Source organism: Klebsiella sp. PL-2018, from assembly GCF_019048985.1.
Lineage (GTDB): Bacteria > Pseudomonadota > Gammaproteobacteria > Enterobacterales > Enterobacteriaceae > Klebsiella > Klebsiella michiganensis.
The window spans coordinates 1,312,052-1,330,782 of sequence record NZ_CP077673.1 but is presented as its reverse complement, the minus strand read 5'-3'; the positions used below and the strand labels follow the sequence as shown (position 1 = coordinate 1,330,782).

Sequence of the window (18,731 nt, the reverse complement as noted above, 5' to 3'; positions counted from 1 at the left end):
TCAAAGACGCCCCCCGTACATGCCTTTCTCCGCTTACTGCCGGAACGCGTTTAGCCATACTGATGCGATAATAGTCACGCAGTACTGCCAATTCGTTTCGACAAATAGCCGCATCAGATTCATCAGCAGCAATTCATTATCCTGCAGCCATCGTTTATTTAGATGAATTAAAATTGGTTTTAACGCTGGTACTGTCAATAAAATGAGCACTATATACCGGCTAATGATTCCGTTGTTTAACGAATCATCGCTAAGCACGGTTTTCCCACTGCGGTCGGCAATGGTATCTTTGAGATATGAATCCCGCCGCCGCGCTACCCCGTACGGCGCCGAGTGGTTTAGCTGCATATATACGGTAAATAAATTTATTGTGCGCAAAATAGTATAAGAGATATATCGCGAAATTTTTGTTTCGTCGAACGCTGACGTCATTCGGGTTAGCAAACCATAGACAGGCTCTCGTTCATTCAGCGGGCTGCGCTTCCTTCATTCCCGGTGGGCGAATGTGAAATCGAAAATTAACATATTAACGTGAGGTATGGTGCCAGGGTGATGTTCTCTTGCCCTCCCCTCCTCCGCACGAACAGGCGGTCTTTTGCCATGAATATTTTTCTCTCCGGTTCATATAGCATCTCTATTGAACAATAGTAAAGTTTTCAATGAAAAAAAAGCTGTCCGTCTTATTTCCGCCTGCAACCACTTTCAGCGCGTTTTTCTTTATAAGGCCCTCATGCAATTTCACATTAAAGCCAGATGTGCCGAATAAAAAATTCATACTCATGGCTTACGCCGTTATCTCTGAAGAAAACTTCATTTTATTAAATTTGTATGAAATTGAATATTTCACATATTAATACTCTGGATTAACATAATTTAAGAGTGTTAGTATTTCTTCCGTGGGTAAGAGACCCACTAATAAAAATTAATCAAACTTAACAAGGAATACCAATGAAAGAATTAACTATTGGCGAAATGGAATCTATTTCTGGTGGTTTTAATGTGTTCGGCAGCATTGCTAACAGCATTTCCAGCATTATTAATAATACAGCAAGCCATCTGAGCGATTTTATTACCTCCGCAGGTGCTACCATCGCCAATGCCATCGTTAACGATACCATTGCGTTCGGTGATTACCTGAGCGGCACATCTACGTGGCAGGATTTCGTTGCCTCAAGCAACGAAAACTGGAGCAATTCTGTGCACGACCTGTCGGGCGAGTGGAACACTTTCACTAACAGCGTCACCGCCTAATATCGGTTCGTCATTCTCAGGGCAGGATTCTTCCTGCCCTTTTTTTTGCCTACCGTAAGCTCTCTCGGCACGAGGATGAGTGAATCGTCTGCGCCTTTGGTTTTAACCCACCAGCATCGCCTGAGCGCTATAGAGCAAATCCAGATGATCGCGGCATAGTGCCTCAATCGAGGTTCTTGACTGATGGCTGGTTAAACTCAGCGCTCCCCAGTAGAGCCCTTCCCGATCTGACAGCGGCACGGCCAGGACCAGCATGCCAATTTCAAACTCCTGCTCAATCGCGGCGTATCCCTGGCGACGAACCTGAGCGATCTTTTCCATTAACGCCGCCACGTCCGTCACCGTATAGGGCGTACGCTGCTCGCGGCGGATCCGCTGCAAAACGGTTTCACACTCGGTTTCCGCTAAGGAAGCCAGCCATAGTCGCCCTCCGGCGGTACAGTAAATCGGCACTCTCTCCCCCAGACGCACTGAAGTCGAGTTAAACGGCGTGTGTTTACTGCGGGCGATATACACCAGCTCGTCATCATCTATCACGCCGACCGAAGCGTGCTCTTCCGTCCGACTGGCGATGTACTCCACGATCGGTCGTACCATGCGTGGGAACTGCGCCGAATCGACATACGCCTGCCCCAACCTTAACGCTTTAGGCGTTAGCCAGTAATGACGTCCGTCGGTTTGCAGATAGCGCTCGTGCAGCAGGGTAAGGAAAAAGCGCCGCGCGGCGCTTTGCGTCAGGCCGCTCATTTTCGCCGCCTGCGGCACGGTGAGCCGGGGGAACTCTTTTGAAAATAGCTGGATCAGCGCCAGCCCTTTTTGCAGGCCGACGATCAGATCGCGGGTATGAATCTGGTTTCGCATACTTGTTCACACTTTCGCAACAATACAATCAGTTTAGCGCGATTATCGCAGTGGTAGTGCGATTAACAACCAGTATGGCCGAATTCTGCGTTGTCGCTCTCAGCTTCCGCTGAAATACTTTCACAACATTCATTTAACAAGATGAGGTTTGAAATGGTCAGTGGATTCACTCAGGTCGTCGCCGTCATCGGCCACCCGATTACCCAGGTTAAGTCGCCGGAGAATTTCAACCGCTTCTTTGCTGACCAGCAGTTGGACAGCGTGATGATCCCGGTTGATATCGCCCCCGAAGCCGTTGCTGACTTTCTGCAGACCCTGCGCGGCTGGCACAACATGAGCGGCGTCCTGGTCACCGTTCCGCACAAACAGCGGGCCGCCGCCCTGGTCGACGAGTTAACCCCGCGGGCTCAGCACCTCAATGCCATTAACGTCATCCGTAAGCTGGCCGATGGCCGTTTACAGGGCGATATGCTAGACGGCGTCGGTTTTCAGCTTGCCGCAGAGGCGCACGGCTTTAGCGCCGCCGGTAAAAAGGGGCTGCTCTCCGGCTGCGGCGGTGTGGGCAGCGCTATCGCGTGGGGGCTTTGCGAAGCGGGTATCCGCCAGCTGGCCCTTTATGATCAGAATCCCGCCACCCTTCAGCTGCTGCATAACCGGCTGGCCACCCATTTTCCGCACGTTCATCTCGTCGACCTGCCCGCTACGCTTGCCGGCCTGGATTTGCTGGTGAATGGTTCCCCGGCGGGAATGGCCGGTTTCGAGCCGTTGCCGCTGCCGCAGACGCTGCTGGAAACCCTTCCGCTATCCACGCATGTCGCCGACGTGGTGACCGCCCCGATCATCACCCCGCTCCTCGCCTTCGCCCGGGATCGCGGCTGCGCGATCCAGACCGGGCCGGAGATGGCGCTGGCGCAGATGAAACTGATGGGGCAATTCATCGGCGCCATCGCGCAGGAACAAGGAGCGGCGGCATGAAAAGCTGGGATGTCATCGTTATCGGCAGCGGCGCCGCAGGTTTTGCCGCGGCGGTGACCGCCAGCTGTAAGGGACTGTCGGTGCTGATGCTGGAAAAAGCCCCGCAGTTTGGCGGCACCTCCGCCATTTCCGGCGGCGCGGTGTGGATCCACGATAGCGATCAGGCGCGGAAAATGGCCGTGGGCGGCAGCCCGCAGGCCATCGAAACCTATCTGCGGACGATTATCGGTGAGCCTCATTATCGTCAGGATCTGGTGGATGCCTTTATCGCTTCAGGGCGCGAGGCGCTGGCATTTCTTGAAAAAGAGGGCGCGGTGAAATATAGCCTGCGCCCGCTCTCTCCGGATTATTACCCGGATGAGCCCGGCGCCGTCGATGTCGGGCGGGCGCTCGAGGTGGTGGAGTTTGACGGACGGGAACTGGGTGCGCATTTTCGCGACCTCCGTTCTCCCCCACCGGGAATGCTGCTGTTTGGCGGGATGATGGTTAACCGGGTTGATATCCAGCACTTTCTCGATATGCGCCGCTCCCCGCGCTCGTTCGCGCACTGCAGCAGACTGCTGCTGCGCTTCGGTCGCGATCGCCTGCGGTACCCTCGCGGTACCCGCCTGGCGATGGGCAACGCGCTGATCGCCCGCATGGCGACGCTCGCCTTTCGCAAAGGTATGCAGCTCAGGCTCAACGTCAACGTGCTTTCGCTGAGCGAACGCAATGGCGAGGTGACCGGCGTAGAAATTGAGCACGAGGGACAAAAGCAGGCCCTTGAAGCCCGCTGCGGGGTGGTACTGGCGGCGGGTGGTTTTGCCGCAGGCAGGCTGGCTGAACGCTATCGCCCCCAGACCCGCGAGCACTACACCATGTCCCCCGCCGCCAACGACGGCGCCGCGCTGCGCCTTGCCGCCGCGGTCAATGCCCGGGAAGGGGCTGACCTGCCGTCTAACTTTTTCTGGGCGCCGGTCTCGGTTTTACAGCATCCCGACGGCACGCAAGAGCGCTTCCCTCATCTGGTCACCGATCGCGCCAAACCTGGAGTGATTGCCGTCAACCAGCGCGCGGTGCGCTTCGTGAACGAATCTAACTCTTATCACCACTTCGCCAGCGCCATGCAAAGCCGGGCAGAAAATGCGCCCTGCTTTCTGATTTGCGACGCCCTGGCCATGAAGCGCTACGGCCTCGGCCTGGCGCGCCCTGCCCCGGTCAATAATGACGCGCTGGTGAAAGCGGGCTATCTGCATAAGGCCGATACGCTGCCTGAACTGGCGCAGCGGCTCGGCCTGGATCCGCAGACGCTCGCTGACACGGTGGCTCGCTACAACCGCGACGCCGCTCAGGGCCTCGACCCGGCGTTCACCAAAGGCGGCAACAGCTATAACCGCGCGATGGGCGACCCCGGCCACCGGCCAAACGCCTGTAACGCTCCGCTGACCCGCGCGCCGTTTTATGCCGTCACCCTCTATACCGGCGATCTCGGTACCTCGCGCGGCCTGGTCACTACCGCCGATGCTCAGGTCATTAACCAGCACGGTGAACCGATTAAAGGCCTCTATGCCGTGGGTAATGATATGGATTCGATGATGGCCGGAACCTACCCCGGCCCAGGTATTACGCTCGGCCCGGCGCTCACCTTCGGCTATCTCTCAGCCAGCCATATGGCGCAACAACACGCACTATAAACAGGAGAAAATCATGATCTATGAAAAACGCACCTACACCATCAATCCGCTGAAAATGGCCGACTGGCTGGCGCTGTACAAAAGCGATGCTTACGCCGTGCAAACCGAGCACCTCGGTAAGCTCATCGGCTTCTTCTTTACCGAAATTGGCGTGGTCAATCAGGTGGTGCATATCTGGGCCTATGAAAGTCTGGACGATCGCCTGGCGCGTCGGGCGCGCATGGCGCAGGACGAACGCTGGCTGACGTTCTCGCGCAAAAACCGCGAGCTGGCCGCCGTCGAGCGTCTGGAGTCGGTGCTTCTGCGCCCCACTGATTTTTCACCACTGCAATAAGGAGAGGGTCATGAGCGGGCAGATGAACGTGGATGTTCTGGTCGTCGGCTCCGGCGCGGCGGGGCTCTCTGCCGCCGTCACCGCCGCGCTCGGCGGCGCCAGCGTACTGGTTGCGGAGAAAGAGTCGGTCATTGGCGGCACCAGCGCCTGGTCCGGCGGCTGGCTGTGGATCCCGCGTAACCCGCTGGCTCGTGAAGAAGGGATTGAAGAAGAGCCGGGCGCGCCGCTCGCTTATTTACGCCATGAAATGGACGGTGAGCCTGCCGATGCGCGTCTGCTTGCCTTCTTACAGTACGGACCGGAGATGATCGACTTTTTCCGCCGCCGTACCGCCGTGCAGTTTCTTTCCGGCAGCAAAATGCCCGATTTTCACGCTTCACCGGGCGCTGCGCTGGGCGGCCGCTCGGTCACGGCGCAGCCTTTTGACGGACGGCTGCTGGGCGACTGGCTGCATCGCCTGCGGCCTCCGCTGGAGACCATCAGCCTTGCGGGTATGGGCATTGCCGGCGGCACGGACATGGCGCACTTTTTCAACGCGACCCGCTCACCGGGCTCGGCGCTGTATGCGACCCGCCGCCTGCTGCGTCACGGCTGGCAGCGGCTACGCGCCGGTCGCGGACAGCATCTGGTTAACGGCAACGCGCTGGTCGCCCGCCTGCTGCGTTCGGCGCTGGATGCGGGGGTTAATTTTCAGCTTAACGCGCCGGTAGAACGTCTGCTTGCCGACAACAACGGCGTTGCAGGCGCGATATTACGCAGCGACGGCGGCGCGCTGAAGGTCCGCGCCGGCGCGGTGCTCCTCGCCTGCGGAGGCTTTCCTCACGATAGGCAGCGTCTGGCCGAAAATGTGCCGCACGCCGCCAGCGGCTACGGCCACTTCTCCGCCGCGCCCCCGGGCAATCAGGGGGATGGCATTCGGCTCGGCGAAGCGGTCGGCGGCCAGTTTGATACCTCACTCAGGCACGCCATGGCCTGGGCGCCGGTGTCGCGCGTTACCCTCGCCAGCGGACTGCAGTTGCCGTTCCCGCATCTGGTTGAGCGCGCTAAGCCCGGCTTTATTGCCGTGTTGCCTAACGGTAAACGCTTCACCAATGAAGCCGACTCTTATCATGATTTTATTGCCGCGCTGCTGGACGCGACGCCGTCGGGCGAAACGCCGCAGGCGTGGCTAATTGCCGACGGCCGTGCGCTGCGGCGCTACGGATTGGGCCATGCTCGCCCCTTCCCGTTTACCCCCGAGGCCTGGCGACGGACCGGCTATCTGTACGTCGGTGAGACGCCGGAAGCGCTGGCGAAAACATGCGCCATCAATCCGCAGCAGCTAACGGAAACGATCGCCCGGTTTAACGGCTTTGTAGACCAGGGAGAGGATAAGGATTTTCAGCGCGGCGCCTCGGCCTATAACCGCGCGCAGGGTGACGCCAGCCGCTCGCCCCACCCCACGCTCGGGAAACTCAGCCATGGGCCTTTTTATGCGGTACGTATATTGCCCGGCTCGCTGGGTTCCTTCAGTGGACTAATCACCGATGAAAATGCCCGTGTTCTCAACGCGCAGCGGCAGCCGATCCAGGGGCTTTTCGCCATCGGCAACGATATGTCGAGCGTGATGCGGGGATTCTATCCCAGCGGCGGTATCACGCTGGGTCCGGCCATGACTTTTGGCTATCTGGTCGGAAAAAACCTGGCAGAAAATCTCAATAAAACAACGCAGTAAAAGCATTCCACCAGGGACGGCAATACGCATAACAACAATCACCTGCAACTGTACTGGAGTCCTTTATGAACATGCGAACCCTCTCACTCGCCGCGCTTACCCTCCTCGACGTTCCGCCGCCGGAACAGGTACGCATTGCGGCCCAGACCGGATTCACCCACGTTGGTCTGCGCCTGCTTCCCGCAACCCCGTCAGATCCGGATTACGACATGCTCGGCGACACCGCCGCCGTACGCGATACCCTGGCGGCGCTGATGGAAACCGGCGTTCGCGTTTCGGACGTTGAGATCGTCCGCCTGACGCCCGATTTTTCAGTGGACGCTCGTTTGCAGCTTTTTCTTACTACCGCCGCGCGCCTTGGCGCAAAGCAGGTTTTAGTGGCAGGAAACGATGATAACCGCGCGCGCAGCGCGGGAAATCTCGCCCGGCTTGCCGAAGCCGGCCAGGAGCATGGATTAACCATGAACCTGGAGCCCATGCCCTGGACCCACCTGCGCACCATTGCCGAAGCCCGGGCGCTCATCACCGCCAGCGGCCGCAGCGATATCGGTATTTTGATTGACGCTATTCACTTCTGGCGGGCCGGCGAATCCCTGTCCACGATCGCGGCGCTACCGCAAAATTGCCTCAACTATATGCAGCTTTGCGATGCCTCACCGCAACCCCCCGCTGACGAGCAGGAGCTGATTTACCAGGCCCGCGCCGCGCGCCAGGTCCCCGGCGAAGGCGGACTCGACCTGCACGGTCTGATGGCGGCGCTTCCGGCCACGCTGCCGGTATCCATCGAGGTCCCGCTAAGCGGCGATCGGGGTGCGCTGCCGCCGCTCGCTCGCGCTCAGCTGCTGTTTAACGCCGCGCAGTCCTACCTGCGCCCTTGCGCATAAGGAGAGTCCCATGACACAGACTCAACGCCTGGACGTCAGGGAGTTAATCAACGCCAATCCGCTAAGCCGCTTTCAGAAGCTGGTGGTGTTTTTAGGCTTCTGCGTTATCGCGCTGGACGGCTTTGATATCGCCATCATGGGATTTATCGCCCCGACGCTGAAGCAGGAATGGGGAGTAAGCAATCACCAACTCGGTTTTGTCATCAGCGCCGCGCTGATAGGCCTGGCGCTGGGGGCCATTTTCTCCGGGCCGCTCGCCGACTGGCTGGGACGGAAAAAAATTATCATTAATAGCGTCTTCTTCTTCGGCTTCTGGACCATCGCCACCGCCCTTTCACAAAATATTGAGCAGATGATGGTTTTCCGCTTCCTGACCGGGCTGGGATTAGGCGCCGCCATGCCGAATATCGGCACCCTGGTGTCAGAGTATGCGCCGGAGCGCCAGCGCTCGTTCCTGATTACGATTATTTTTTGCGGCTTCACCTTTGGCGCGGCGGCGGGCGGTTTCTCCGCATCCTGGCTAATCCCGCAGTTTGGCTGGCACTCGCTGATGCTGCTTGGCGGGATCCTCCCGCTGCTGTTCGCTCCGGTCCTGATCTGGCTGTTACCGGAATCGGTGCGTTTTCTGGTCGTTAAGCGCGCGCCTGCCGAACGTATTCGGCGGATTATGCAACGCCTCTATCCGGGACAAATCCCCGATGAGGCCGAGTTCAGCCTCCCGGCCCAGCCCGTCCAGGCAAATGCCATGCGCATCGTTCTCTCCCGCCAGTATCGCTTCGGTTCGATGATGCTCTGGCTGGTTTACTTTATGGGGCTTTTTTTGGTTTACCTCCTCGGCAGCTGGCTACCGACGCTGGTAAAAGAGGTGGGCTTAACGGTCGGCCAGGCGGCGGTAATGACCGCAATGTACCAGGCTGGGGGAACCCTTGGCTCGCTGTTTGCGGGCTGGCTAATGGACCGGATCAACCCACATCGGGCGCTCGGGCTGATTTACGCGGTTGGCGGCCTGTTTACGATGGCGATGGGCTATGCCGCGGCAAGCTTTGCGCTCATCTGCCTGCTGGCGTTTATCAGCGGAGCCTGCTTAAACGGCGCCAATACCGGCATGAACGCGCTCTCCGCCCGCTACTATCCTACCGAAGCACGGGCTACCGGCTCCAGCTGGATGCACGGCGTTGGCCGCATGGGCGCGATCCTGAGCGCCTTTGCCGGGGCGGAGATGCTGGCGCTGAATATCAGCTTCGAAAGCGTTTTCCTGATCCTTGGCATTCCCGCCGCGATAACCGTCGCCGGGCTGGCGGCCAAAGGTATTTTCGCGGCTGGCCCGTCGGCAAGGGCCACCGCGTCAATCGCGCCCGTCAGAAGTACATTTTAAACGTTGACGCTAAGGCAGGCGTGTTTCAAAAACACGCCTGCCCAGAAAAGAAAAATTAATTTCATTTAAATGAATAATGAAAAAGAAAAATGCCATGCAGTATCGATTCACTTCACAAAACCACAGCGCAAAATCATTAAATACATACATGAAAAAAATAAAACATCGTTCAGAAAAACACTTAATAACCTTATCAATCAGAATGGCTTGATAGCTGTAGCCAGAAAAATTACGGCTCAATTTTTACGGTTTTTCGATCCGCCTCGCATATACAGAAATTAAATTCCAAACAAACATTGAAATGAAATAAATATTTCCTTATGTTCTGGCTGATATTCAGGATAAGGTCGTGCCGGTGGAACTGGCGCAGAGGTCCTGACTTGTCCTTCCAGACAAAGGAATTGACCATGAGTGAACAGCAGATTCTTCTCTCTCCCGCGGCAGCACGCGGCGATAAGCTAAGCTGGGCTACCCGAATCGCTTACGGCGGCGGCGATACCGCCTGTAACGTCGTGTTCGGCATGATCGGCACGGTTTTAACCCTGTTTTATACCGACTATGTCGGCATCAGCATCGCCACCGTTGGCCTGGTGATGCTGATCTCACGTCTGTTTGACGGCGTTTCCGATGTCATCATGGGCCTGATGGTGGAACGCACGAACTCTCGCTGGGGTAAATCACGCCCCTGGCTGCTGTGGATGAGCGTGCCCTACGCCGTATCGGCAATTTTACTGTTCACCGTCCCGCAGACCACCGGCACGCTGCAGTTTCTCTATCTGCTGGTCGCCTATAATTTCTGCACCACCGTGTGCTATACCGCCATCAACCTCCCCTACGGCAGCCTCTCTGCGATGATGACCCGCGCCTCCTGGGAAAGGGATATGCTCAGCATCACCCGAATGTCGATGTCGCCTTTTGGTCGTATTCTCGCCGTTGCCTGCACTTTGCCGCTGGTGAAGTACTTTGGCGACGATCAGGCGGCGTGGATCAAAACCATGTCTATTTGGGCTTTTCTGGCGCTGCTGTTGCTGCTGTTTTGCTTTTATAAATGCGAAGAGAAGGTGGTCATCAAAGCGCGAGAGAAACAGGGAAACGTACCGGTAAAAACCCAGCTTTCCGCGCTGTTTCGTAACCAGTACTTCTGGGCCAGCGCCATCCTGTGGACCGCGCAAAGCGTGTACTACACCGTGGTAGGGATCGCGCTGCCTTACTACTGCCGCTACGTGCTCGGTGACGATACCTTCTATAGCTCCATTTTCGTTGCCGAAACCGCCTGCATTATTATTTTCACCTTCCTGAGCTCCGTGCCCATCCGCAAATACGGTAAACGCAACGTTGCCCTCTGCGGTATCGTGCTGGCGACCATCGGCCAGGTGCTGTTTATGTTTAACTCTGATGATTACCACTGGGCGCTGGCAAACGCGATTATTCGCGGTATTGGCTTCGCCCCGCTGAACGCCGTGCTGTTCGGCTTCTGCGGCGATGCCGTCGAATTCGGCCAATGGAAAACGCGCGTCAGACAGGAAGGGATGATCTTCTCCGCCGGTTCCGTTGGGACGAAACTCGGCGCAGGTATTGCCGCCGCGGTTATCTCCGGCCTGCTGAGCATGGCGGGTTACGTCAGCTCCAGCAGCGGATCCGGCGTTCAGCCGCAAAGCGCTATCGACATGATTAACCACGTTTATCTCTACGGCTCTTTCTTCCTGTGGATCGTGGTCATTATCACCCTGCTGTTTTATCGCCTGGATAAGCAATACCCGCAGATCATGCATGACCTGAAAGAACGCGAAGCCCGTGGCGAGATGTAAAACCTTAGAACCAGGCCCGCGCTCGGCGAGCGCGGGTACACAGAAGAACATCTGAAATCCGTAGGATCTCTATCATTGAGGAGTGCACCATCATGTTAAACGGCATGAAACCCTTATCCCGCTCCCTGCGCTGGGGCATGGTCGGCGGCGGCGGCACCAGCCAGATTGGCTACAGCCACCGCTGTGCGGCGCTTCGCGACAACGTCTTTACTCTGCTCGCCGGCGCGCTTGATATCGATGCCGAGCGCGGTCGTCAATTCGGCGAGCAGCTCGGCATCGCTCCTGAACGCTGCTACGCCGATTACCAAACGCTGTTCGCGGAGGAGGCCAAACGCCCTGACGGCATTGAAGCCGTATCGGTAACGACGCCGAACAATACTCACTTCGCTATCACTAAAGCGGCGCTTGAAGCCGGGCTGCACGTTATTTGCGAAAAACCGCTGTGCTTTACCGCCGACGAAGCGCGCGAGCTGCTGGCGCTAAGCAAAAAGCAGAATAAAATTATCGGCGTCACGTACGGCTATGCCGGGCACCAGATGATCCAGCAGGCGCGACAGATGATAGCGGAAGGGATGCTCGGCGAGATCCGCATTATTAATATGCAGTTCGCCCACGGTTTTCATAATGAAGCCGTTGAGCTACAGGCTGAATCCACCCGCTGGCGGGTAACGCCCAAATATGCCGGCCCTAGCTATGTGCTGGGGGATCTGGCGACCCATCCGCTATTTATTGCCGAGACGATGGTGCCGAACCTGAACATCACCCGCCTGATGTGCGCGCGTCAAAGCTTCGTCAAATCTCGCGCGCCGCTGGAAGATAACGCCTTTGTGCTGATGGAATATAACAACGGCGCCGTTGGCTCACTGTGGACCAGCGCGGTCAACAGCGGCGCGATGCACTCGCAAAAAGTCCGCGTCATTGGCAAAAAAGCCAGCATCGAATGGTGGGATGAGCGTCCAAATCAGCTCAGCTATGAGGTACAGGGCGAACCGGCCCGCGTCCTCGAGCGCGGGATGCCCTATCTCAGCCAGCAGGCGCTGGCGGACGACCGCATTGGCGGCGGTCACCCTGAAGGGCTGTTCGAGGCGTGGGCCAACCTCTATCGCCGCTACGCTATCGCCATCGACGCGATGGATCGCGGGGACCAGGCGTTCCTGGAGACCTTCTGGTATCCGGACGTCGAAGCCGGTCTTCACGGCGTTTACTGGGTTGAGCAGTGCGTCAAATCCGCCGACGCAGGCGGCCAGTGGGTTGACTTTAACTGCCAATAACCGCTGAACACCAGTGGAGGCCCCTCCACTGGTTTTTTCTTTCTACCGTACTCACCTCATCATGCAACACAGTCGTAATATCTGTTAAACAAACATTTATTTACGCTTCTGTTTCCCCCCACTACACTATGCGCAGTTTTTATATTGAGGTGGTAATGAACGATAATAAAATGACGCCAGGCGAACTGCGTGCGACCTGGGGTTTGGGGACCGTATTCTCTTTGCGCATGCTCGGCATGTTTATGGTCCTGCCGGTTCTGACCACTTACGGCATGGCGTTACAGGGCGCAAGCGAAGCCCTTATCGGACTGGCAATTGGAATTTACGGGCTGGCCCAGGCGCTATTCCAGATACCTTTCGGGCTGCTTTCTGACCGCATTGGCCGTAAGCCGCTGATCGTCGGCGGCCTGTTAATCTTCGTTGTCGGCAGCGTTATCGCCGCGCTTTCTGACTCTATCTGGGGCATTATTCTTGGCCGCGCGCTGCAGGGCTCCGGGGCGATTGCCGCCGCGGTCATGGCGCTGCTTTCCGATTTAACCCGCGAGCAAAACCGCACTAAAGCCATGGCGTTTATCGGCGTCAGCTTTGGCGTCACCTTTGCTATCGCCATGGTTCTCGGGCCTGTCGTTACCCACCAGCTCGGCCTGCACGCCCTGTTCTGGATGATTGCTGTTCTGGCGACGCTCGGCATCCTGCTGACGCTATGGGTGGTGCCGAACAGCCAGAATCACGTGCTGAACCGCGAGTCCGGTATGGTGAAAGGCTGCTTCAGCAAAGTTCTTGCTGAGCCAAAACTCCTGAAGCTCAATTTCGGCATTATGTGCCTGCATATCATGCTGATGTCCACGTTTGTCGCTCTGCCGGGCCAGCTTGAGGCCGCCGGTTTCCCCGCCGCCGAGCACTGGAAAATCTATCTGGTCACCATGCTGGTCTCATTTGTCGCGGTGGTGCCGTTTATTATCTACGCCGAAGTGAAGCGCAAAATGAAGCGCGTCTTTCTGCTGTGCGTCGCCATCCTGCTGATTGCTGAAATCGTACTCTGGGGTGCCGGAGGCTATTTCTGGGAGCTGGTCGCCGGCGTTCAGCTATTTTTCCTCGCGTTTAACCTGCTGGAAGCGCTGCTGCCGTCGTTAATCAGTAAAGAATCACCGGCCGGATATAAAGGCACCGCGATGGGCATTTACTCCACCAGCCAGTTCCTTGGCGTGGCCATCGGCGGAGCGCTCGGCGGCTGGGTGGATGGCTTTTTTGATTCGCAAACCGTCTTCCTGCTCGGCGCCCTGCTGGCGATGCTGTGGCTGCTGGTGGCCAGCACCATGAGCGAGCCGCCGTACGTTAGCAGCCTGCGGGTCGAGATCCCGGAGGATATCGCCGCGGACAAAATGCTCGAAGCGCGCTTACGGGCTAAAGAGGGCGTCAAAGAGGTGCTGGTGATTAGCGAAGAGCGTTCGGTGTATATCAAAATCGACAGCAAGATTACTAACCGCTTTGAAATTGAGCAGGCAATCAAAGGGATATAAAAGCGAGCACCTTTGTACAGGCAGGCAAAAACGGTTCTGAGCGGTGCTTTGTGTCCTGCCGGGCGGCGGCTAACGCCGTGCCCGGCCGACAGACGGGACTCTTTTAATCGCGGAAGTTTTTGAACTGGAACGGCTGGCCTAAATCACCACCGCGCACCAGCGCCATAACCGCCTGCAGGTCGTCGCGAGATTTACCGGTAACGCGAATCTCTTCGCCCTGGATCTGCGCCTGTACTTTCAGCTTGCTGTCTTTAATCAGCTTGACGATTTTTTTCTGCGTCGCGCTCTCAATGCCCTGCTTCAGCTTCGCATCGACAAACCAGGTTTTACCGCTGTGCACGAACTCGTCCGGCACTTCGATAGAACTGCCCTCAATTCCGCGTTTCAGCAGCTTGGCGCGCAGAATATCCAACAGCTGGTTAATCTGGAAATCAGACTCGCTGAGTACCTTGATGGTCTCGTTTTTTTCGTTCAGCTCAAAGCTCGCTTCGACGTTACGGAAATCAAAACGCGATTCAACTTCGCGGGTCGCGTTCTCTACGGCGTTTCGAACTTCCTGAAGATCGACTTCAGAGACAATATCGAAAGATGGCATCTTTTCCTCTCCTTCAGTTTCTTTTGCGTTGCATAATACCCGCAACGCGACATAACTCAACTTGTTATCCCGAAAGGATAACTGATAACGCTATACTTTAGCCATGAGCACCTGATGCAGCACTCACAGGTGAGGAGGAATAATGAAAGTAACCGTACTCGGATGCGGTGCACTGGGACAGTTATGGCTAACTGCGCTGTACAAACACGGACATGAAGTCCAGGGCTGGTTACGCGTCCCACAGCCATTCTGTAGCGTCAATGTGATTGAAACCGACGGCAGCGTGTTTAATGAATCGTTTACCGCTAACGATCCTGATTTTCTCGCCAGCAGCGACCTGCTGCTGGTCACCCTCAAAGCCTGGCAGGTCTCTAACGCGGTAAAAAACCTGAGCGCCATCCTGCCGTCGTCAGTACCTGTTCTGCTCATGCACAACGGTATGGGTACCGTTGACGAGCTTAAGAGCCTCAAACAGCCGCTGCTTCTGGCTTCGACAACGCAGGCGGCCCGCCGCGACGGCAACGTAATCGTCCACGTCGCCAACGGCACCAGCCATATTGGCCCAGCGAAAGCCTACCCTGAGGATTATAGCTATCTCGCCGATGTACTGCAGAGCGTGCTGCCCGACGTCGCCTGGCATAACAATATCTACCCCGCGACCTGGAGCAAGCTGGCGGTAAACTGTGTGATTAACCCGCTGACGGCGTTAAAAAACTGTCAGAACGGCGATTTACGCGAATACCCGCAGGAGGTCGCCGCAATTTGTTATGAAGTTGCGGCGGTGATGGATCGCGAGGGGATGCATACCTCGCCGGAAAACCTGTTATTCTATGTACATCAGGTTATTGAAAGTACGGCAGAAAATACCTCCTCCATGCTGCAGGATATTCTCGCCCAGCGCCATACGGAAATCGACTATATCACCGGTTATCTGTTAAAACGCGCCCGAGCCCACGGTATCGCCGTACCTGAGAATACCCGCCTGTTTGAACTGGTAAAGCGTAAGGAGAATGAATATGAGCGCGTCGGCACTGATTTGCCTCGCCCCTGGTAGCGAAGAGACCGAAGCGGTCACCACCATTGATTTACTCGTTCGCGGAGGAGTAAAGGTCACGACCGCCAGCGTTGCCAGCGATGGCAGCCTGACCATTGTCTGCTCGCGCGGCGTTAAGCTACTGGCCGATGCGCCGCTGGTCGAAGTGGCCGATGGCGATTTCGATATCCTTGTTCTGCCCGGCGGCATTAAGGGTGCGGAGTGCTTTCGCGACAGCCCGCTGCTGGTTGAAACAGTACGTCAATTCCATCTTTCCGGGCGCATCGTTGCGGCGATTTGCGCCGCGGCGCCGACCGTGCTGGTGCCGCACAACCTTTTCCCCATCGGCAATATGACCGGCTTTCCGGCGCTGAAAGAACGCATTCCCGCCGAGCAGTGGCAGGATAAGCGCGTCGTCTGGGACGCTCGCGTTAAGCTGCTCACCAGCCAGGGGCCGGGAACCTCAATTGATTTCGCCTTGAAGATGATCGACCTGCTGGTTGGACGCGAAAAAGCGCACGAAGTCGCTTCACAGCTGGTGATGGCGGCAGGAATTTATAACTACTACGAATAAATGCAAAACGGCAACCCAGGGTTGCCGTTTTCATGATTGCGCCTTGCTCCTGAAGAACTAGGGGCGATATACCTTCACGTTTTCAAAGCCCTGCTCGCGCAGATACAGCGCCTGCAGGCGGCTCATCACCCCGCGCTCGCACCACAGCAGCCAGGTTTTACTCTGGTCGAGATCGCCAAATTTGGTGCTCAGCTTATAGAACGGCAGAGAAACCACGTCCACGCCTTCCACCTTCAGCGGCTTATCGTCCTGCTCGTCGATAGAGCGGATATCGAGGATCGCGTCGTCAGGGCCAAAACCGCTGACGGTTTCCACTTCCACTACGTCCTGCTCGGTCTGCTGAGCGATATCGCGGATATCAATGTTGCTCGCTTCCGCCACCACTTTCTCAAGGATGCTGAAATCGAAGTGCTCTTCTTCCGCCTCGATCTTCGCCTTCACCGCTTTCACGGTGGGGCTCTTCGAGATAACGCCGCAGTATTCCGGCATGGTGCGGGCAAAATCTTCAGTGCCGATTTCACGCGCGAGGTCAATAATGTGCTCTTTATCGTGCGAAATCAGCGGACGCAGAATCAGCGTATCCGAGACGTTGTCGATCAGGCGCAGGTTGGTCAGCGTCTGGCTGGAAACCTGGCCTAACGCCTCGCCGGTGACCAGCGCCTGGACGCCGTAGCGCTCGGCGACTTTTGACGCCGCGCGCACCATCATGCGCTTGAGCACCACGCCCATCTGACCGTCGTCGACTTTCTCAAGGATCTCACCCACCACCGGCTCGAAGTTAATCGCCACGAAGCGCACGCGGTGTGAGCTGCCGAAGCGGTTCCACAGATAGTGCGCGACCTGACGCACGCCGATTTCATGGGCCGCGCCGCCGAGGTTAAAGAAGCAGTAATGCACGCGGCAGCCGCGGCGCATCAGCATATAGCTGGAAACGCCGGAGTCGAAACCGCCGGAAATGAGCGACAGCACGTCTTCCTGGGTGCCGATCGGGAAACCGCCGATACCTTCGTAGCGCCCTTTAACCAGCAGCAGGCGATCGTTTTCGATCTCGAGGTTAACCGTCACATCAGGGTCGGTCAGCTTCACTCGCGCCGTTTCAATATGCTGGTTCAAACCGCCGCCGACGTAGCGCTCCACTTCGATTGAGGTAAACTCATGCTTACCGCGACGCTTAACGCGCACGCAGAACGTTTTACCTTCCAGCGCGTCGCGCCACAGCGGCAGCGTCTGCTCGAAAATATCGTGCAGAGAGGTATAAGGAACGTCTTCGACTTCCAGAATATGGTGGATACCGGGGATACGGGTCAGGGCATCGCGAATAGCCGGACGCTGATTTTCATCCTTCGCCCGGACCTCGATATGATCCCAGTGACGAACGACGGCAAGCGTCTCATCATAGTTTTTGAGAACGTTACGAATGTTCCCGGTTAAAATTTTAATGAAGCGCAATCGCACAGATTGGCTTTTGATGGTGATTTCCGGGAACAATTTAATGATAAACTTCATGGCGACACTATTCGTTGGCAAGCCCGTCGTTGGCAAGCCCGACGGGGCTTTAAGCATAAAAAGTTGTACAGGCGCGACTGGCGTCTGCATCCAGGGCGCGGAGTATACCACTATTGGACGCTTTTCACCTGGCATTGCGCGTTATTTGATTAACCGCGCGACTTCGTTACCATATTGATAGCCATCGAGACATTACAAGAGTCTATATTCACTATGCCAAAGAAAAATGAGGCCCCGGCCAGCTTTGAAACCGCCCTGGGCGAGCTGGAGCAAATTGTTAATCGTCTGGAAAGCGGCTCGCTGCCGTTAGAAGAAGCGCTCGGCGAATTCGAGCGCGGGATCCAGCTGGCGCGCCAGGGGCAGGCAAAGCTGCAGCAGGCCGAACAGCGCGTACAAATTCTGCTGGCGGATAGCGAAGACGCGCCGCTTACCCCTTTTACGCCGGACGCTGAATAAATGGACTTCCCGCAACAGCTACAGGCGTGCGTCGAGCAGGCTAACGAAGCGCTGCGCCGTTTTATCGCTCCGCAGCCCTTTCAGAACACTCCGCTGGTCGAAGCCATGCAGTATGGCGCACTATTAGGCGGCAAACGCCTGCGCCCGTTTCTGGTTTACGCGACCGGCGATATGTTTGGCGTTAGCCGCGCTACGCTGGATGCCCCTGCCGCCGCCGTCGAATGCATCCATGCCTATTCGCTGATGCACGATGATCTCCCGGCGATGGACGATGACGATTTACGCCGCGGCCAGCCGACCTGCCATATAAAATTCGGCGAAGCGAACGCAATTCTTGCCGGAGACGCCCTACAAACGCTGGCGTTTTCTATACTGAGTGATGCGCCGATGCCGGAAGTGCCGGATCGCGATCGCCTGGCGATGATTTCTGAGCTGGCCCAGGCCAGCGGCATCGCGGGTATGTGCGGCGGTCAGGCGCTGGATCTGGAAGCAGAAGGCCATCAGGTTGATCTAACGTCGCTGGAGCGAATTCACCGCCATAAGACCGGCGCGTTGATTCGCGCCGCGGTACGAATGGGCGCGCTGAGCGCAGGTGAAGCCGGACGCAGGGCGCTACCCGCTCTCGATCGATACGCCGAGAACATCGGTCTCGCCTTCCAGGTCCAGGATGACATTCTCGACGTGGTAGGGGATACTGCCACACTTGGCAAACGTCAGGGAGCCGACCAGCAGCTGGGCAAAAGTACCTACCCCGCCCTTTTGGGACTCGAGCAAGCCCGGAAAAAGGCCTTTGACCTGATTACCGACGCCCGCCGGTCGTTAACTGAGCTGGCCGCGCAATCTCTGGATACCACGGCACTGGAAGCGCTCGCGAATTACATAATTCAGCGTGATAAATAAA

At 57.0% G+C, this 18,731-nt stretch carries 17 protein-coding genes; 14 read left to right on the top strand and 3 right to left on the bottom strand.

Annotated features, from left to right (window positions below; translation table 11 throughout):
- Nucleotides 1-948 precede the first annotated feature (948 nt).
- A complete protein-coding gene (locus MKleb_RS06200; protein WP_025107169.1) occupies nt 949-1,251 on the top strand; it encodes a hypothetical protein in 303 nt (100 codons plus the stop codon).
- Nucleotides 1,252-1,353: 102 nt separating this feature from the next.
- Here MKleb_RS06200 and MKleb_RS06195 read toward each other — a convergent pair whose 3' ends face one another.
- The gene (locus MKleb_RS06195) at nt 1,354-2,112 is read right to left on the bottom strand and encodes an IclR family transcriptional regulator domain-containing protein (protein WP_025107170.1); all 759 of its coding nucleotides are present in this window, start codon (nt 2,110-2,112) and stop codon (nt 1,354-1,356) included.
- A 153-nt stretch (nt 2,113-2,265) separates the two neighbouring features.
- Here MKleb_RS06195 and MKleb_RS06190 point away from each other — a divergent pair, with 153 nt between their 5' ends.
- The 9 genes from MKleb_RS06190 (at nt 2,266) to MKleb_RS06150 (ending at nt 13,666) form a co-directional block, all read left to right on the top strand.
- Nucleotides 2,266-3,087: a shikimate dehydrogenase family protein gene (locus MKleb_RS06190; RefSeq protein WP_025107171.1), complete on the top strand. Its 822-nt coding sequence runs from the start codon at nt 2,266-2,268 to the stop codon at nt 3,085-3,087.
- Nucleotides 3,084-4,760, top strand: a complete 1,677-nt coding sequence (locus MKleb_RS06185; protein WP_025107172.1) for an FAD-dependent oxidoreductase — start codon at nt 3,084-3,086, stop codon at nt 4,758-4,760. The genes MKleb_RS06190 and MKleb_RS06185 overlap by 4 nt, the downstream gene beginning before the upstream one ends.
- 13 nt (nt 4,761-4,773) lie before the next feature.
- Nucleotides 4,774-5,094 carry an NIPSNAP family protein gene (locus tag MKleb_RS06180; protein ID WP_004133454.1) on the top strand — a complete coding sequence of 107 codons (321 nt, stop codon included), beginning with the start codon at nt 4,774-4,776 and terminating at the stop codon, nt 5,092-5,094.
- 10 nt (nt 5,095-5,104) lie between these two features.
- Nucleotides 5,105-6,808 (top strand): FAD-dependent oxidoreductase, encoded by a 1,704-nt coding sequence (locus MKleb_RS06175; RefSeq protein WP_025107173.1) that lies wholly within the window; start codon nt 5,105-5,107, stop codon nt 6,806-6,808.
- Nucleotides 6,809-6,873: 65 nt separating this feature from the next.
- Complete coding sequence (locus tag MKleb_RS06170; RefSeq protein ID WP_025107174.1) at nt 6,874-7,692, top strand: sugar phosphate isomerase/epimerase family protein; 819 nt, start codon at nt 6,874-6,876, stop codon at nt 7,690-7,692.
- A 10-nt stretch (nt 7,693-7,702) separates the two neighbouring features.
- Nucleotides 7,703-9,067, top strand: coding sequence for an MFS transporter (locus tag MKleb_RS06165; protein ID WP_025107175.1), 1,365 nt, complete (start codon nt 7,703-7,705; stop codon nt 9,065-9,067).
- Between the two features lie 407 nt (nt 9,068-9,474).
- The gene (locus MKleb_RS06160; protein WP_004129763.1) at nt 9,475-10,875 is read left to right on the top strand and encodes an MFS transporter; all 1,401 of its coding nucleotides are present in this window, start codon (nt 9,475-9,477) and stop codon (nt 10,873-10,875) included.
- Between the two features lie 92 nt (nt 10,876-10,967).
- Nucleotides 10,968-12,146 carry a Gfo/Idh/MocA family protein gene (locus tag MKleb_RS06155; RefSeq protein ID WP_025107178.1) on the top strand — a complete coding sequence of 393 codons (1,179 nt, stop codon included), beginning with the start codon at nt 10,968-10,970 and terminating at the stop codon, nt 12,144-12,146.
- Between the two features lie 155 nt (nt 12,147-12,301).
- On the top strand, nt 12,302-13,666 hold the full coding sequence (locus tag MKleb_RS06150) for an MFS transporter (RefSeq protein ID WP_004848226.1): 1,365 nt from the start codon (nt 12,302-12,304) through the stop codon (nt 13,664-13,666).
- Nucleotides 13,667-13,769: 103 nt separating this feature from the next.
- On the opposite strand, the gene MKleb_RS06145 is transcribed toward MKleb_RS06150, so the two are convergent.
- Nucleotides 13,770-14,261 carry a YajQ family cyclic di-GMP-binding protein gene (locus tag MKleb_RS06145; protein ID WP_004129715.1) on the bottom strand — a complete coding sequence of 164 codons (492 nt, stop codon included), beginning with the start codon at nt 14,259-14,261 and terminating at the stop codon, nt 13,770-13,772.
- A 142-nt stretch (nt 14,262-14,403) separates the two neighbouring features.
- Here MKleb_RS06145 and panE point away from each other — a divergent pair, with 142 nt between their 5' ends.
- The gene (gene panE, locus MKleb_RS06140) at nt 14,404-15,315 is read left to right on the top strand and encodes a 2-dehydropantoate 2-reductase (RefSeq protein ID WP_004848223.1); all 912 of its coding nucleotides are present in this window, start codon (nt 14,404-14,406) and stop codon (nt 15,313-15,315) included.
- Nucleotides 15,278-15,868 carry a protein deglycase YajL gene (gene yajL / locus MKleb_RS06135; protein ID WP_004848222.1) on the top strand — a complete coding sequence of 197 codons (591 nt, stop codon included), beginning with the start codon at nt 15,278-15,280 and terminating at the stop codon, nt 15,866-15,868. Before panE ends, yajL begins: the two co-directional genes overlap by 38 nt.
- A gap of 57 nt (nt 15,869-15,925) precedes the next feature.
- Here yajL and thiI read toward each other — a convergent pair whose 3' ends face one another.
- Entirely contained in the window at nt 15,926-17,374 is a 1,449-nt protein-coding gene (gene thiI / locus MKleb_RS06130; RefSeq protein WP_014228166.1) for a tRNA uracil 4-sulfurtransferase ThiI, read from the bottom strand.
- 213 nt (nt 17,375-17,587) lie between these two features.
- On the opposite strand from thiI, the gene xseB reads away from it, so the two are divergent.
- Entirely contained in the window at nt 17,588-17,830 is a 243-nt protein-coding gene (xseB, locus tag MKleb_RS06125) for an exodeoxyribonuclease VII small subunit (RefSeq protein WP_004099468.1), read from the top strand.
- Entirely contained in the window at nt 17,831-18,730 is a 900-nt protein-coding gene (gene ispA, locus MKleb_RS06120; protein WP_004848218.1) for a (2E,6E)-farnesyl diphosphate synthase, read from the top strand.
- The last annotated feature ends 1 nt before the right edge of the window (nt 18,731 follow it).

Coding starts and splice junctions, on each gene's coding strand:
- MKleb_RS06200 (WP_025107169.1), top strand. CDS start 949: ATGAAAGAATTAACTATTGGCGAAATGGAATCTATTTCTGGTGGTTTT.
- yajL (WP_004848222.1), top strand. CDS start 15,278: ATGAGCGCGTCGGCACTGATTTGCCTCGCCCCTGGTAGCGAAGAGACC.
- MKleb_RS06145 (WP_004129715.1), bottom strand. CDS start 14,261: ATGCCATCTTTCGATATTGTCTCTGAAGTCGATCTTCAGGAAGTTCGA.
- MKleb_RS06195 (WP_025107170.1), bottom strand. CDS start 2,112: ATGCGAAACCAGATTCATACCCGCGATCTGATCGTCGGCCTGCAAAAA.
- MKleb_RS06155 (WP_025107178.1), top strand. CDS start 10,968: ATGTTAAACGGCATGAAACCCTTATCCCGCTCCCTGCGCTGGGGCATG.
- ispA (WP_004848218.1), top strand. CDS start 17,831: ATGGACTTCCCGCAACAGCTACAGGCGTGCGTCGAGCAGGCTAACGAA.
- MKleb_RS06160 (WP_004129763.1), top strand. CDS start 9,475: ATGAGTGAACAGCAGATTCTTCTCTCTCCCGCGGCAGCACGCGGCGAT.
- MKleb_RS06175 (WP_025107173.1), top strand. CDS start 5,105: ATGAGCGGGCAGATGAACGTGGATGTTCTGGTCGTCGGCTCCGGCGCG.
- MKleb_RS06190 (WP_025107171.1), top strand. CDS start 2,266: ATGGTCAGTGGATTCACTCAGGTCGTCGCCGTCATCGGCCACCCGATT.
- MKleb_RS06150 (WP_004848226.1), top strand. CDS start 12,302: ATGAACGATAATAAAATGACGCCAGGCGAACTGCGTGCGACCTGGGGT.
- MKleb_RS06165 (WP_025107175.1), top strand. CDS start 7,703: ATGACACAGACTCAACGCCTGGACGTCAGGGAGTTAATCAACGCCAAT.
- thiI (WP_014228166.1), bottom strand. CDS start 17,374: ATGAAGTTTATCATTAAATTGTTCCCGGAAATCACCATCAAAAGCCAA.
- MKleb_RS06180 (WP_004133454.1), top strand. CDS start 4,774: ATGATCTATGAAAAACGCACCTACACCATCAATCCGCTGAAAATGGCC.
- MKleb_RS06170 (WP_025107174.1), top strand. CDS start 6,874: ATGAACATGCGAACCCTCTCACTCGCCGCGCTTACCCTCCTCGACGTT.
- panE (WP_004848223.1), top strand. CDS start 14,404: ATGAAAGTAACCGTACTCGGATGCGGTGCACTGGGACAGTTATGGCTA.
- xseB (WP_004099468.1), top strand. CDS start 17,588: ATGCCAAAGAAAAATGAGGCCCCGGCCAGCTTTGAAACCGCCCTGGGC.
- MKleb_RS06185 (WP_025107172.1), top strand. CDS start 3,084: ATGAAAAGCTGGGATGTCATCGTTATCGGCAGCGGCGCCGCAGGTTTT.